The organism is Actinoplanes sp. KI2, assembly GCF_025630775.1.
Lineage (GTDB): Bacteria > Actinomycetota > Actinomycetes > Mycobacteriales > Micromonosporaceae > Actinoplanes.
Genome location: NZ_JAOSZE010000003.1, coordinates 73,781 through 87,271 on the forward strand (window position 1 = coordinate 73,781; position 13,491 = coordinate 87,271).

Sequence of the window (13,491 nt, forward strand, 5' to 3'; positions counted from 1 at the left end):
GTCTCCTTCGGAGGCTGGATGGTGGACACCCCGTACCTGCTCATCGACATCGCCGTCGCGGTCGACCAGTATCGCCGGATCGCCGCGGCCTTCCCCGGCGTCCCGGTCTACTACGCGGTCAAGGCCAACCCCGAGCCGCTGTTGGTGCGCGAGCTGGTCGAGGCCGGCAGCCACTTCGACGTGGCCAGCCGCAACGAGGTCGATCTCTGTCTCGACGCGGGCGCCGACCCGTCCTCGCTGTCGTTCGGGAACACCATCAAAAAGGCCGAGGACATTGCGTACGCGTACGGCCGGGGTGTCCGGGTCTTCGCTTTCGACAGCCTCGGCGAGGTGGAGAAGCTCGCCGAGCACGCGCCCGGCGCGACCGTCATCTGCCGGGTGCTCGCCTCCAGCAAGGGCGCGCGCTGGCCGCTGAGCCGCAAGTTCGGCTGTGCCCCCGAGATGGCCGCCGACCTGATCCGCTGGGCCGCCCGCAACGGCCTCGACCCGGCCGGGATCTGCTTCCACGTCGGCTCCCAGCAGCTGGACCCGGGCCGCTGGGAGCCGAGCATCGCCGAGGCGGCCGCGTTGTATGCCCGGCTGCGTGCGGACGGGATCGCGTTGCGGCTGCTCAACTGCGGCGGCGGCTTCCCGGTGGACTATCTCGCGCCGGCGAAACCCATCCCGGCGTACGCGGCCGCGATCGGCGCCGCCGTCGACCAGCACTTCCCGGCGCACCGGCCGAGCCTGATGATCGAGCCGGGCCGCTACATCGCGGCGCCGTGCGGGGTGCTGCACACCGAGGTGGTGCTGGTCTCCCGCAAGTCGTACGCGGACGAGCCGCGCTGGGTCTACCTCGACGTCGGGCGCTTCGGCGGCCTGGCCGAGACCGAGGACGAGGCGATCCGGTACCGGCTGACCACCCCGCACGACGGCGCCCGCACCGGCCCCGTCGTGCTGGCCGGCCCGACCTGCGACAGCGTCGACATCCTCTACCAGAACACGACGTACGAGCTGCCGATGGCGTTGCGCCCGGGCGACCTCGTGCAGATCCACGGCACCGGCGCGTACACCGCGACCTACGCCTCGGTCGGCTTCAACGGGTTCCCGCCGCTGCGCACGGTCGTGCTGCCGCTGACCGATCGGTCCGGACCGGGCGAATCCCCCTGATGACTAGTGGTCGAACTCCGCGTCCTTCACGCCCTCGGTGAACGCCGTCCACACGCCGAGCGGGAAGGAAAGTATCGGGCCCGAGCGGTCCTTGCTGTCCCGCAGCTGGATCGTGTCGCCCATCCGGCGCGCCTCGACGCACTGGCCGTTGCTGCCGCTGCGCGTGCTCTTGTGCCAAGTCTGGTCGAGCATCCTGACTCCTAAGCTTGCTGCTCCGCATCGCGGATCTGCTTGATCATCGAGGTCGACTCGGACGGCGACAGCGCGGACGACCTCAGGTCGTTGAAGACGGTCGTGCATCGGTCGACGTCGGCACCCTCAGCGTAGAGGTCTCCGGTCAGACCCTCGATGTAAACCACTCCTTCGTGGTCGGGAAAGCTGAGGATCGCGAAGGAGGAGAGCATCGACGCGTACGCCCCCTCGCGGAACGGGATCACCTGGAGCGTGACGTTCCACAGCTCGGCGGCGCCCAGCAGCGCGGCGAGCTGGTCGTGCATCACCTGCGGGCCGCCGATCTGCCGGTGCAGCACCGCCTCGTCCATGACCGCGATGAGCCGGAGCCGGCCCTCTTTGATCAGCTTCTGCCGCTCCATCCGGACCGTGACCCGCCGCTCGATCGCGGCCGGGGTGGGCCGGAACGCGTCCGAGTTCGTCATGGCCCGGGCGTACGCCTCGGTCTGCAGCAGGCCGGGCACCACGATCGTCTCGAAGTTCTGCATCCGGTCGGCGGCCGACTCGAGGCCGATGTACTGCCGGTAGGCCGGGGGCAGATCGCCGAACTTGGCCCACCAGCCCCGCCGCTTGCCCTCCCGGGCCATCGACAGCAGCGTCTCGCGGAGCTCGGCGTCCTGTACGCCGTACTCGTTGAGCAGCGCGGTCAGCGCCGGGCCCTTGATGCCGACCCGGCCCGACTCGATCCGCCGCAGCGTGCTCGCGGACACCTCGATGACGTCGGCTGCCCGCTCGGTCGGCACCTTGGCCTCGTCGCGCAGCCGGCGTAGCTGGGCGCCGAGCTGGAACCGTACGAACGTAGGACTGTCCACGGCGGCATTGTGCCCGATCGATGCGGCGGGATCACTCTTCGCGGTGACACGGCCATCGTTGCGTAGTTGACCGGTAAAAAATGCGCGCGCAAACTGACGGCGTGGCGACCGACCATCTCCCCGACCGGCCGTCGTGGTGCTGCCGGTCCTGCGGCAACCCATGGCCCTGCGCCGCGGCGCGCCACCACCTGGCGGCACGGATGGACAAGGCCGCCCTCGCCACGCACATGTGGGCGCAGCTGGACAACGCCTTCGGCGACCAGCCGATCGGGCCGCCGGCCGAGATGTTCGACCGTTTTATCCGCTGGACGCATTGAACGGGATGTCCACATCACGCCATGGCGCTTCTGCGGCATGCTCGGGGACTGTTGGCGAAGTGCCAATGTTCTTCAAAATTTGAACCGCTGCCCCCCAGGGCCGCAGAGGTCCCCGGCCGCACCCGCCCGCGCCAATTACCCCAGCAGCGCGGGCGACACCGCCTCGCACCAACGACGACCGTCCGCAGCCCCCGCGGGCGGCACCGGTGCGGGGCGCGGTGCGGCCGGGCGGCCTTAGCTTGCGCTTAACCCGTGCGGCGCGGCTTGGTGCCCTTCTGGTGGTGGGCCGGTCGTTGATGGGCGTTGCCGGTGACCAGGGCGAGTCCCACGTCGTGACGGGTCGCGGTGTGTCGGTTGCGGGAACCGGACGGCTGTCCGGGGCCGGGATGACTCGGTTTCGGTGCACGCGCTGGTGAGGCGCTGGTCGCGCGCAGGTTCCGAACCCCCGCCGCACCCGGGCCGGGGTGAGCCGCTCCGGCGGCACCGGGCGCTCCCACGGCGGGCGTAGATCCTGCGCGAGGGGCCGGGCCAAGCGCAGCTGAGTATGCGCGGCCGGCACCCACCAGGGTCTTGACCGGCCCGTCAGTACACAACAACGCCTCGGTCAGCTCGAACAACGCATCCGCGCGTGCGGTGCGTTGCCGGTAGCCAACCGTCAGTGGACCCGGTCAGCAGTGAGTGCCAGCGGTTCGTGGTTCATCGCCGGGGGCGGCGGGTCAGCGCGTCGCCGGCCACGCCCACCGCGAGGCCGAGGGCGGTCATGATGACGTAGCCATAGATTTCATAGCCATCCGGGACGAAGAACCGGACGAAGCCCATGAAGCGGATCCAGCCGAACCACTCGTGCAGGAGGCCGCTGACGCCGCCGACGACCAGGACGAAGCAGAGCACGCCCGACAGGGCCGCCAGAGGGCGCTTTGGGGTGTTGGTGGTCATGGGGCGACGGTAGGCCGACAGGGTCGGGCGGCGGATCGAGCTTGGGACTGGCACACCGTGACGGAAGTTGGCGGTTGACGGCCGGCAGTCGTCCTTAAGTATCTCGTTACGGTTTGGACGTTCGGTCGCGGGCGGGGCTCTCGTAGATTTGCCGGCATGCGCCGGATGCACCGCACGGGCCGGGACTGGGCCGCTGATCTCGGGTTGCTCCTGTTCGCTGCCTGCTTCGCCGCCGTGAGTTCGCAGTCTATGCCGGTCGGTGAGGGCAGCGGTCCGGTGTGGCGGGCGGTCGATCAGGTGGTCGGCGGGGTGGGGTGCGCGGCGGTGCTGTGGCGGCGGCGTTGGGCGGTGCCGCTCGCGGTGGTGCTGCTGGTGGCGGGCACTCAGACGCATTACCTGACGGGTCCGACGCTGGTGGCGGTGTTCACGGTGGCCGCGACCCGTCCGTGGCGGACAACGGCGGGGGTAGCGGCGCTGGCCTTCGCGCCGCTACCCCTCTTCCTGTGGCGGATGGACCAGCTGCCCGAAGATCGGGCCGGGTCGGGGTTGACCTACTTCGCACTCATCGCCGGGGCGATCGGGTGGGGGCTGTTTCGCCGTTCCCGGCAGCAGTTGATCGCGTCGTTGCGCGAGCGCGCGGAACTGGCCGAGGCCGACGCCGAGTTGCGGGCCGAGCGGGCGCGGCGCGAGGTGCGGGAGGAGATCGCCCGCGAGATGCACGACGTGCTCGGGCATCGACTGTCGCTGCTGAGCGTGCACGCCGGGGCACTTGAATTCAATCGGAACGCGCCCCGGGCAGAGATCGCTCGGGCCGCCGGAGTGATCCGGGAAAGCGCCCACTGCGCCCTGCGAGACCTGGCCGAAGTCATCGGAGTGTTGTGCGCGGCGCCTACGGACAGCGAGCGCCCACAACCGGAACTTGCGGACCTGCCCCGGCTCGTATCAGAGGCCCAGGCCACGGGCGGCCGGGTAGAACTGGTCGGGCCACCGGACGAGCCGGCCCCACCGCCGCTTGTCGGCCGCACGGCATACCGAATCGTGCAGGAAGCGCTGACCAACGCCCGCAAGCACGCCCCCGGCACGGCGGTCGTGGTGCGGGTGACCGGGAACCCGGCGCGCAGGCTGACAATCGAGGTCCACAATCCGTTGCCGTCCGGCGCAGCAGCCCGGGACGCCGGCGCGAGCAGAGGCGGGGGGCAAGGCTTGATCGGGTTGGTCGAACGGGCTCGACTGGCAGGCGGTGAGCTGACGGCCGGCCCGGCTGACGGCGGGTTCCGGGTGTGCGCATGGCTACCCTGGCCGGCGACGGAAACCGCGTCTGCCGCAGGGCGCGGGTGAGAAGGAGCAACCGCGCGTGATCCGGGTCCTGCTCGTCGACGACGACGCGATCGTGCGGGCCGGGCTGCGCATGATGCTCGGCGGCGCCCCCGACATCCAGGTCGTCGCGGAAGCCGCCGACGGTGCGCAGGTTCCCGCACTGGTCGCCGCGCACCGACCCGACCTGGTGCTGATGGACATCCGCATGCCCGGAGTCGACGGGCTGACCGCCACCGAGACGCTCCGGTCCCGACCCGAGGCTCCAGAAGTACTGGTCTTGACCACCTTCCACACCGACGCTCACGTCCTCGGCGCGCTGCGCGCGGGCGCTGCCGGGTTCCTCCTCAAGGACACCCCGCCGCAGGACATCGTCACCGCCATCCGGACGGCCGCCGCCGGAGACCCGGTGCTCTCTCCCGCGGTCACCCGCCGGCTCATCGAGCAGGTGACGGGCGGCTCAGGCCACGATGCTCGGAAAGCCGATGCCCGGGCACGCCTGGCGTTACTGGGCGAACGGGAACGAGAGGTCGCCCTGGCGGTCGGGCGGGGACGCTCCAACGCAGAGATCGCGCGGGAACTGCATCTGGCCCTACCGACGGTGAAGGCCCATGTGTCACGGATCCTCACCCGACTGGACCTCAACAACCGGGTCCAGATCGCCCTGCTGACCTACGACGCGAAGACCGCGGAATAACGCCCCAGCGGTGCCGTGGCGAACCTCGCCCGTAGCGATCCTGCGCGACGCTCGGAGGGTTGAAGCGCAAGCTAGAGCCAGCCGCGCTTGGCCGCCTGGAAGGCCAGCCCCGCCCGGCTGTCGACGCCGAACACCCCCATCATCCGGTCGAGCCGGCGCTGCACGGTCCGCTTGCTCACCCCGAGGTGGGTGGCGATGGACTTGTCCGGCATGCCGGCCACGACCAGCGAGAGCAGCAGCTTGTCCGGTTCGTCGGCGCCCTCGCCGCCGCCCAGCGGGGTGGCCCGATCCCAGTAGCTCTCGAAGAGCGCGACCAGCGCGGCCAGCAGCTCGCTCGAGCGGACCACCGCGGCGGTCGGCTCGGCGACGGCCCACTCCGCGTCCGGCACGAGCGGGCAGATGGCCAGCTCCCGGTCGGCCACGGCGAGCCGGACCGGCAGCAGCGGCAGCACCCGCGCCTGCTCGCCCCAGCTCACCGCCTCGACAATGCCCGCCAGCTCGGCCGGCTTCTCCAGCAGCGCCCGCTCGTAGATCGCCCGATATCGGACACCACGGGCCAGAGCGGCCTTCTCCTCGGTGTTCACCGGCCCCGGCATGGCCAGCGGGTTGGCCCGGGAGAACCAGAGGATCTCCTCGCGCGCCGAGTCCTGCAGGTCGCGCAGCCGCTCGCGCAGCGTCCCGGCGCCCACCACGATCTCCACGAGGTGGTCGGCGCTGCGCCGGCGGGTGCTGGTGCGGTACTCCTCGCCGAGCGCGGCCACCAGCCGGCGGGCCGACTCCAGCGCCTCCTGCTCGCGCAGCAGCGCCTCACCCAGCGCCACGTCCGGCGGCAACGCGTGGAACGTGGGCCCGGGTGTCACCAGGCCCCTGCGCTGCAACGCCGCCAACAACTCCGTCGCCTGGCCCGGCCCGATGCCGGCCCGCGCGGCGAACTCCTCCGTGCCGACCCCGGACATCCGCATGAGCAGCCGGTAGGCCTGCTCCTCGGACGCGGGCAGCAGATCAAGCCGCTCAACCACGCGCCCACTGTACGAACGAAGGGCCGCGCAGGCTAACCCGAGCGGCCCCGAAACGATCACACTTCGGGCAGCGAGCCGTTGCCGAGCTGGCGGCGCGCGGCCTGGTCTTCCTCGACGAGAACCGGGCGATCGGCCTGGCCCTGCCGGCGATCCCCGGGCGTTAGTCTGGCTGACCATGCACAAGCTCTCCCGGGCGGAGGCGAGGCGCATCGCGGTGCGGGCCCAACTGCTCGACGCCGCGCGCCCCGACCACCTGCTCGACATGGTTCACGGGCTGACCCAGGTGCAGGCCGACCCCACCGCCGCGGTCGCGCCGAGTGCCCACCTGGTCGCCTGGTGCCGGCTCGGCTCGGCATACTCCCCGGCCGACCTCACCGCGGCACTGGCCGACCGGACGCTGATCGAGCTGCGTGGCATGATCCGCCCGGCCGAGGACATCGCGCTCTACCGCGCCGAGATGGCCGCCTGGCCCGGTACCGGCAAGCTCACCCGCTGGCAGGAGAACCTCCGGGACTGGGTACGCGCGAACGACGGCTGCCGCCGCGACATCCTGGCCCGGCTGGACGCGGACGGGCCGCTGAGCACGCGGGAGCTGCCGGACACCTGCACGGTGCCGTGGCGGTCGAGCGGCTGGAACGACAACCGCAACCTGGACCGGCTGCTCGACCTGATGGTCCAGCGGGGCGAGGTGGCGCTGGCCGGCCGGCGACGCGGCGACCGGATCTGGGACCTGGCCGAGCGGGTCTACCTGGACGACCCGGTGGTGCCGCTCGAGGAGGCGCTGCGCCGGCGCGACGAGCGGGAGCTGGCCTCGATGGGCCTGGTCCGTGGGCGGTCCACCCAGGTCGAGCCGTTTGCCGGCGAGCCGGCGGAGGTCGACGGCGTACGGGGTCGGTGGCGGGTGGATCCCGCCCAGCTGGATCAGCCGTTCGCCGGGCGGGTCGCGCTGCTGTCCCCGCTGGATCGGCTGGTCTACGACCGCAAGCGGATGACCGACCTGTTCGAGTTCGACTATCAGCTGGAGATGTACAAGCCGGTCGGTAAGCGCCGGTGGGGCTACTGGGCGCTGCCGATCCTGGCCGGCGACCGGTTGGTCGGCAAGGTCGACGCGACCGCCGACCGGAAGGCGGGCGTGCTGCGGGTGAACGCGATCCACGAGGACGTGGCGTTCGACGAGGCCGCGGTCGGCACGGAGATCGCCGAGCTGGCGGACTGGCTCGGGCTCGACCCGGTGGGCTCGATCGCCGCCTGATTGCATCGATCTTTGTCGATGGTTATCGTGCCGTGTTAACGATAACAACGATCACATCGGGGTGGGGTCGTGGGAGCACACCGGTGTGGAGGAGGTCCCCCATGCATCGCCCCACGGTTGCCCTGCTCGCCGCCGCCACGCTGATCCTCGCCTCGGCGGCCCCGGCCCGCGCGGCCACGACCATCACGGTCGCCGCCGACGGCTCCGGTAACTACACCACCATCCAGGCCGCGCTGGCCGCCGCCGCGTCCGGCGACACCATCTCGGTGAAGGCCGGCACCTACCACGGCCAGGTCTCCATCCCGTCCGCCAAGTCGGGCATCACCATCAAGGGCGCCACCGGCACCGCCACCGACATCGTCATCACCGGGAACACCCCGCAGTCCAGCGGCGGGGCGTCCGGCAGCGCCACGGTGCTCAACCTCGCGGCCAACACCACCATCACCGGGGTGACGATCGCCAACACGTACGGATCGGGCAGTCAGGCCCTCGCCCTCTATGCCGGCGGCGATCGGCAGACCTACCGCAACGTCCGGCTGCTCGGCTACCAGGACACGTTCCTGTCCTGGGGCGGCACCGGCAGCAAGCAGGTCCGGCAGTACGTCTACAAGAGCTACATCGAGGGCGCGGTCGACTTCATCTACGGCAACGGCGCGCTGGTCATCGACAGTTCGACGATTCGCTCGCTCGATCGCGGCAGCAGCAACAACGGCTACCTCACCGCCGCCGCCACCAATGCGTCCAACACGTACGGCATCCTGATCACCCGCTCGACCCTGTCGTCGAGCGCCGCCGCGCAGACCGTCGCGCTGGGCCGCTGCTGGCACGCGGGCGGCGCCACCGACGCGATCGGCCAGGTCCTGATCCGTGACTCGGCCCTGGGCGGCCACATCCGGCAGGCCGGCGCGTGGCAGGACATGAGCGGCTTCTCCTGGAAGACGTGCCGCTTCAACGAATACAACAACTCCGGCGCCGGCGCCTCCCAGGGCACCTCGGACCGCCCGCAGATGAGCGCCTCAACGGCGGCCAACTACACGTCCCAGAAATACCTGGCCGGGTCCGACGGCTGGAACCCGGTCCAGTAGCGGCCGCCGCTCAGGGGAGTGTCCAGCTCTGGGTGCCGCCGCCGGTGCACGCGGTGACCTTTGCCGTGGCGCCGGCGGTGCCCGGGTCGGTCAGGCACCGGTTGGTGGACGGGTTGACCAGTGCGTGCGACGGGCCCGCCCGCCACTGCTCGGCCGCCGAACTGCCGCACCCGGCAATGTGGACGGTGGCATCCCCGGTCACCTGGGCGCAGCGGCCGGACACCCGCAGCGTGCCGTCCCGGGCCAGGGTGAACTGCTGGGCGGGCAGGTCGACGCAGGTGGCCACCTGCACCGGGCTGCCGTTCGTGCCCAGCAGTCCGCCCAGCGCCAGGCAGCGGCCGCTCGCGGCGGTCACCTTGCCGGTGCGGTCGGCGGCCGGCGGCGGGGCGAGCGTCGAGGTGGTCGGGGGTGACGCGCTGGGCGAGGACGACGCGCCGGCCGACGGTGAAGCCGAGGCGCTCGACGAACTGGCTGACGGGCTCGGGCTGTGCGACGCCGAAGCGCGGGCCGAGACGCTGGCCGGGTCGGCCGGCAGGTCCGGGGTGAACTGCGGCAGCACCGCCGCCGGCTGGCTGGTGTGCTCGTCGGGGGAGTAGACGAGCCAACCGGCGACGGCGAGCGCGATGGCCAGGCCGGCCGCCAGGATCGACAGGCGCAGCGGCACCCCGAGGCGTGTCCGGCGTGGCGGCGGGGACGGCAACGGCGTCGGGGGTTCATCGACGATCGCGGGCTGGATCACCGTGGGCGCCTCGGCGGGCCCTCGACCGGGCCGGTCCGGCGCCGGGCCGACGTAGGGGCGGACCAGGACGGGGTCGGGTCGGTCCGCATTCGGCAGCGAAGTGTCCGGCAGCGAAGTGTCCGGCAGCGAAGTGTCCGGCGAAGAAGTATCCGGCTGGGCTGTGTCCGGCAGGGCAGTGTCCGGCCGGGCAGTGTCCCGCAGGGCGGTGTCGGGTTGCGCCGTGGCGGACCGGTCGGTGGGCCGCCGGTCGTCGTACATGTCGGTCATGTCGAGTCTCGGGTCGAGGGGACGATGCGGACAGGTAGGTGACCATACGCGAAATAGCCGCGAAAGGATCGAAGTGTCTGTCCGGATCGTGAGGTAAGCGCTTTCCCCACAATGGAGCGCGATCACCGGGCATCGATTGACATGGATCACCGCGACCGCGTACCGGTAGGCCTCATGACACCACCGCTGACCCGCCGGACCCTGCTCGCGAGCACCCTGGCCGCCGCCGCGCCGCTCCCGGCCCTCGACCCGGAAGCGGACGAACCGCCCGAGGTCGAGCTGCACTGGCTGGACGGGGTGCCCCGGGAGACGACCGGCAGCGCGTGGGGCGTCCCCTGGCCGCGCGGCCGCCTGACCCGTACCACCAAGCTGGCTCTCTCCACCGCCGACGGAACCGCCGTCCCGGTCCAGTCCTGGCCGCTCGCCTACTGGCCCGACGGCACTCTCAAGTGGACCGGCCACGCGATGGCCGCCGGTGCCGAGGCCGCCCGCTACCGCCTGAGCCCGGGAAACCCGGCACCACCGGAGACCCCGATCGCGGTCCGGCGGGACGGCAGCGACCTGCTCGTGTCCAACGGCGTCCTCGAGGTGCGCCTGGCCACCCGCGGCGACGTCCCGATTCGCGAGATCCGCCGCGCGGGTCGCACCACCGCGACCGGCGGCCGGCTGGTCCTCGACCTGCAGGACCGCCCCGACGACGAGGCCGGCACCCCGGTGCGGGCCGCCTACCGCGCGATCATCGAGCGGGCCACCGTGGAACAGTCCGGCCCGGTCCGCGCCGTCGTCAGGTTCACCGGCGCCTACCGCCGCGGCAACCGCCGCGTCCTGCCCTGGACGCTGCGGGTCTACCTGACCGGCGGCGAGGCGATCCGGCTCGTGCACAGCTTCACCTGGGACGCCGACCCGGCCCGGGACTTTGTCCGCGGCCTGGGCCTGCGCTTCGACGTGCCGATGACCGACGCCACCCACGACCGGCACGTCCGCTTCGGCGTGACCGGCGGCGGCTTCTGGGGTGAGCCGGTGCGCGTGCTGACCGGCCTGCGCCGCGACCCCGGCGCGGCGGTCAACGCGGCCCAGGTGGCCGGCACCGCCACCCCGCCGGCCGCCGAGTGGAACCCCCAGGTGAGCGCCGGCTACCAGCAGCTCGCCGAGTGGAACGACTTCCGGCTGACCCAGGAGTCGGCCGACCACTTCACCGTCGCGAAGCGCACCTCGGCCGCGGGCGGGTGGCTGCGGCACGCCGGCCGGGGACGCCGGGCGAGCGGCTTCGGCTACTGCGGCGGCGTCTCGGGCGGGCTGGGTTTCGGGCTCACCGACTTCTGGCAGCGCTTCCCGCGGGCGCTGGACATCCGGGGCGCGGCGGGCGCGACCGCCGAGGTGACGCTCTGGTCGTGGGCGCCGTACGCGCCCGCGATGGACCTGCGGCACTACGACACCACCGCGCACGGCCTGGACCTGTCCTATGAGGACGTGCAGGAGGGGTTCAGCACCCCGGAGGGGATCGTCGGGTCCACCGAGATGATCGTGTGGGGCTTCGACCGTACCCCCGCAAGGGAGCGCATCGCGGCGCTCGAGGCCGCACTCACCGCAACCCCGCAGCTGGTCTGCGAACCGCAGTGGTATCACGCGGCCGGCGTGTTCGGCCGATGGAGCCTGCCCGATCGCAGCACGCCGGCCCGCGCGACGCTGGAGAGCGCGCTGGACAACGAGATCGCGTTCTACGCCGGCCAGGTCGACCAGCGCCAGTGGTACGGCTTCTGGCACTACGGCGACGTGATGCATACCTACGATCTGGACCGGCACGAGTGGCGCTACGACGTCGGCGGCTACGCCTGGGACAACGGCGAGCTCGGCTCGGACGCCCTGCTCTGGTACGCGTTCCTGCGCTCCGGTCGCGCCGAGCACTTCCGCCAGGCCCGCGCGATGACCCGGCACATCAGCGAGGTCGACACCCACCACACCGGACGGTTCGCCGGTCTCGGCTCCCGGCACAACGTCTCGCACTGGGGTGACGGCGCGAAGGAGGCGCGGATCGGCGAGTCGTTCACCAAGCGGTTCGCCTACTACCTGACCGCCGACGACCTGCTCGGCGACCTGATCCGCACCTCGTTGCGCGCCGACCGGACCCTGCTCACCGTCGAGCCGCTGCGCGAGGTGCTGCCGCCGCAGACGCTGGCGCCGACCCGGCTGCGGATCGGCCCGGACTGGTACGCGCTGGTCAGCAACTGGCTCACCGAGTGGGAGCGGACCGGCGACACCCGATGGCGCGATCGGATCGTCACCGGCATGACCGATATTTCGGCATTTCCCGCGGGGTTGTTCACGGGTGAGGCCGGCGGTGCGGTCGGCTTCGACCCCACGACCGGCCATCTCACCAATTTCACCAAGGGCGACTACACCGGTGGCTACAACCTGTCGATGGCGTTCGCCGGGGAGCAGATCCTCTGGGAGGCGCTGGATCTTGTCGACGTCCCCGCCTTTAAAGCGAAATTTCTGGAGTTCGCTCGATATGTTCAGGCGCCGAGTGCGGAAAAGATCGCCCATTATGGCTTCGACTTCAATCCCGGCGTCTTCCCGACGATCTACTCGCGAGTGACCGCCTGGGCCGGCGAGCAACTGGGCGACGCCGTCATCCGCCGGCGCGGCTGGAGCCTGTTCCTCAACGACCCGGCCGGCAAACCCTGGCCCGCCCCGATCACGGTCAACGGCGTCCAGGAGATCCCCACCGCCGCCGACTTCGCCACCAACGACTTCGCCCAGCGCGGCCTGGCGATCATCTCGCTCCTGGCCATCGCTCCGGCGGAGGCACCATAGCCCGGCGGAGGCACCATAGCGGGGTGGGACAGACCTATCGCGAGCGGCCGCCGATCCCGGCCTTGGCCGGGTTCGTCTCGTCGACGTGGGTGCAGGACGTGCCGCCGGAGGCGGATCCGTACGTCCACCGCAGCATCCCCACCGGCGGCGCGGAGATCGTCTGCCGCTCGTCGCTGTCGATCGTCGGACCGTCGACCGGGCCCCGCGTCGAGACGCTGGCCCCCGGGACCACCGTCGTCGGCTTGCGGCTCCGGCCGGGCGTGGCCGGCGTCCTGCTCGGCGTCCCCGCGTCGGAACTCGTGGACGTGACGGTGGACGCCGCCGCGGTCTGGGGCAGCGCCGCTACCCGGGTGGCCGACGCTGCGGGTCCGGAGGATGCGGTGGCCGCCGTCCAGGCCGTGGTGCGGGAGCGGGTGGCCGCCTCGGCCGGCGTGGACCCGGTGGTGGCGGAGGCGGTGCGCCGGCTGATGCCCGGCCGGACGCCGGATGTCCGCTCGCTCTGGTCGTCGCTGGGCCTGGCCGAACGAAGCTTCCGCCGGCTGTGCCGCTCCGCGATCGGGCTGGGGCCCAAGACGTTGCATCGGATGCTGCGGTTCCAGGGATTCCTCGCGCTGGTCCAGTACGCACTGGCGCGGGGACGCACCCCGGGCGAGGAGGGGCTCGCCCGGTTGGCCGCCGACGCCGGTTACGCCGACCAGGCCCACCTGACCCGCGAGTGCGTGCGGCTGACCGGCGTGACGCCCCGGGCGTTCCTGCGCGACGTGACCCGCTCGTGCGGGCACGGCCACGACCACGAGGTGTCGTTCGCGCCGCTGGCCGTTCTGGTCAAGAACGGCGGGCCCGGCCGGCCCTAACGTCC

At 71.8% G+C, this 13,491-nt stretch carries 13 protein-coding genes and 1 pseudogene; 8 read left to right on the top strand and 6 right to left on the bottom strand.

What is annotated here, in order from left to right; genetic code table 11:
- Positions 1 to 18: 18 nt before the first annotated feature.
- Positions 19 to 1,149, top strand: coding sequence for a type III PLP-dependent enzyme (locus tag ODJ79_RS03710; protein ID WP_263021871.1), 1,131 nt, complete (start codon positions 19 to 21; stop codon positions 1,147 to 1,149).
- Positions 1,150 to 1,152: 3 nt separating this feature from the next.
- Here ODJ79_RS03710 and ODJ79_RS03715 read toward each other — a convergent pair whose 3' ends face one another.
- Positions 1,153 to 1,341, bottom strand: a complete 189-nt coding sequence (locus tag ODJ79_RS03715) for a DUF397 domain-containing protein (protein WP_263021872.1) — start codon at positions 1,339 to 1,341, stop codon at positions 1,153 to 1,155.
- Positions 1,342 to 1,349: 8 nt separating this feature from the next.
- The gene (locus ODJ79_RS03720; protein ID WP_263021873.1) at positions 1,350 to 2,192 is read right to left on the bottom strand and encodes a helix-turn-helix domain-containing protein; all 843 of its coding nucleotides are present in this window, start codon (positions 2,190 to 2,192) and stop codon (positions 1,350 to 1,352) included.
- Positions 2,193 to 2,293: 101 nt separating this feature from the next.
- Between ODJ79_RS03720 and ODJ79_RS03725 the strand changes: the two genes are divergently transcribed.
- On the top strand, positions 2,294 to 2,509 hold the full coding sequence (locus tag ODJ79_RS03725) for a hypothetical protein (RefSeq protein ID WP_263021874.1): 216 nt from the start codon (positions 2,294 to 2,296) through the stop codon (positions 2,507 to 2,509).
- A 245-nt stretch (positions 2,510 to 2,754) separates the two neighbouring features.
- On the opposite strand, the pseudogene ODJ79_RS46975 reads toward ODJ79_RS03725, so the two are convergent.
- Positions 2,755 to 3,074, bottom strand: a pseudogene (locus tag ODJ79_RS46975) (transposase); the annotation flags it as partial.
- Positions 3,075 to 3,205: 131 nt separating this feature from the next.
- Positions 3,206 to 3,445 (bottom strand): hypothetical protein, encoded by a 240-nt coding sequence (locus ODJ79_RS03730; RefSeq protein WP_263021875.1) that lies wholly within the window; start codon positions 3,443 to 3,445, stop codon positions 3,206 to 3,208.
- Between the two features lie 156 nt (positions 3,446 to 3,601).
- On the opposite strand from ODJ79_RS03730, the gene ODJ79_RS03735 reads away from it, so the two are divergent.
- Positions 3,602 to 4,783, top strand: a complete 1,182-nt coding sequence (locus ODJ79_RS03735; RefSeq protein ID WP_263021876.1) for a sensor histidine kinase — start codon at positions 3,602 to 3,604, stop codon at positions 4,781 to 4,783.
- Positions 4,764 to 5,456, top strand: a complete 693-nt coding sequence (locus ODJ79_RS03740; RefSeq protein WP_411267260.1) for a response regulator — start codon at positions 4,764 to 4,766, stop codon at positions 5,454 to 5,456. The genes ODJ79_RS03735 and ODJ79_RS03740 overlap by 20 nt, the downstream gene beginning before the upstream one ends.
- 71 nt (positions 5,457 to 5,527) lie before the next feature.
- Here ODJ79_RS03740 and ODJ79_RS03745 read toward each other — a convergent pair whose 3' ends face one another.
- Positions 5,528 to 6,475, bottom strand: coding sequence for a helix-turn-helix domain-containing protein (locus ODJ79_RS03745; protein WP_263021878.1), 948 nt, complete (start codon positions 6,473 to 6,475; stop codon positions 5,528 to 5,530).
- Between the two features lie 175 nt (positions 6,476 to 6,650).
- On the opposite strand from ODJ79_RS03745, the gene ODJ79_RS03750 reads away from it, so the two are divergent.
- The gene (locus tag ODJ79_RS03750; RefSeq protein WP_263021879.1) at positions 6,651 to 7,727 is read left to right on the top strand and encodes a DNA glycosylase AlkZ-like family protein; all 1,077 of its coding nucleotides are present in this window, start codon (positions 6,651 to 6,653) and stop codon (positions 7,725 to 7,727) included.
- Positions 7,728 to 7,828: 101 nt separating this feature from the next.
- The gene (locus ODJ79_RS03755; protein WP_263021880.1) at positions 7,829 to 8,812 is read left to right on the top strand and encodes a pectinesterase family protein; all 984 of its coding nucleotides are present in this window, start codon (positions 7,829 to 7,831) and stop codon (positions 8,810 to 8,812) included.
- Positions 8,813 to 8,822: 10 nt separating this feature from the next.
- Here ODJ79_RS03755 and ODJ79_RS03760 read toward each other — a convergent pair whose 3' ends face one another.
- A complete protein-coding gene (locus ODJ79_RS03760; protein ID WP_263021881.1) occupies positions 8,823 to 9,818 on the bottom strand; it encodes an RICIN domain-containing protein in 996 nt (331 codons plus the stop codon).
- Positions 9,819 to 9,992: 174 nt separating this feature from the next.
- Here ODJ79_RS03760 and ODJ79_RS03765 point away from each other — a divergent pair, with 174 nt between their 5' ends.
- Positions 9,993 to 12,632, top strand: a complete 2,640-nt coding sequence (locus tag ODJ79_RS03765; protein ID WP_263021882.1) for a hypothetical protein — start codon at positions 9,993 to 9,995, stop codon at positions 12,630 to 12,632.
- Between the two features lie 23 nt (positions 12,633 to 12,655).
- Positions 12,656 to 13,486: a helix-turn-helix domain-containing protein gene (locus ODJ79_RS03770; RefSeq protein WP_263021883.1), complete on the top strand. Its 831-nt coding sequence runs from the start codon at positions 12,656 to 12,658 to the stop codon at positions 13,484 to 13,486.
- Positions 13,487 to 13,491: the final 5 nt, after the last annotated feature.

Coding starts and splice junctions, on each gene's coding strand:
- ODJ79_RS03710 (WP_263021871.1), top strand. CDS start 19: ATGGTGGACACCCCGTACCTGCTCATCGACATCGCCGTCGCGGTCGAC.
- ODJ79_RS03715 (WP_263021872.1), bottom strand. CDS start 1,341: ATGCTCGACCAGACTTGGCACAAGAGCACGCGCAGCGGCAGCAACGGC.
- ODJ79_RS03730 (WP_263021875.1), bottom strand. CDS start 3,445: ATGACCACCAACACCCCAAAGCGCCCTCTGGCGGCCCTGTCGGGCGTG.
- ODJ79_RS03735 (WP_263021876.1), top strand. CDS start 3,602: ATGCGCCGGATGCACCGCACGGGCCGGGACTGGGCCGCTGATCTCGGG.
- ODJ79_RS03750 (WP_263021879.1), top strand. CDS start 6,651: ATGCACAAGCTCTCCCGGGCGGAGGCGAGGCGCATCGCGGTGCGGGCC.
- ODJ79_RS03755 (WP_263021880.1), top strand. CDS start 7,829: ATGCATCGCCCCACGGTTGCCCTGCTCGCCGCCGCCACGCTGATCCTC.
- ODJ79_RS03760 (WP_263021881.1), bottom strand. CDS start 9,818: ATGACCGACATGTACGACGACCGGCGGCCCACCGACCGGTCCGCCACG.
- ODJ79_RS03765 (WP_263021882.1), top strand. CDS start 9,993: ATGACACCACCGCTGACCCGCCGGACCCTGCTCGCGAGCACCCTGGCC.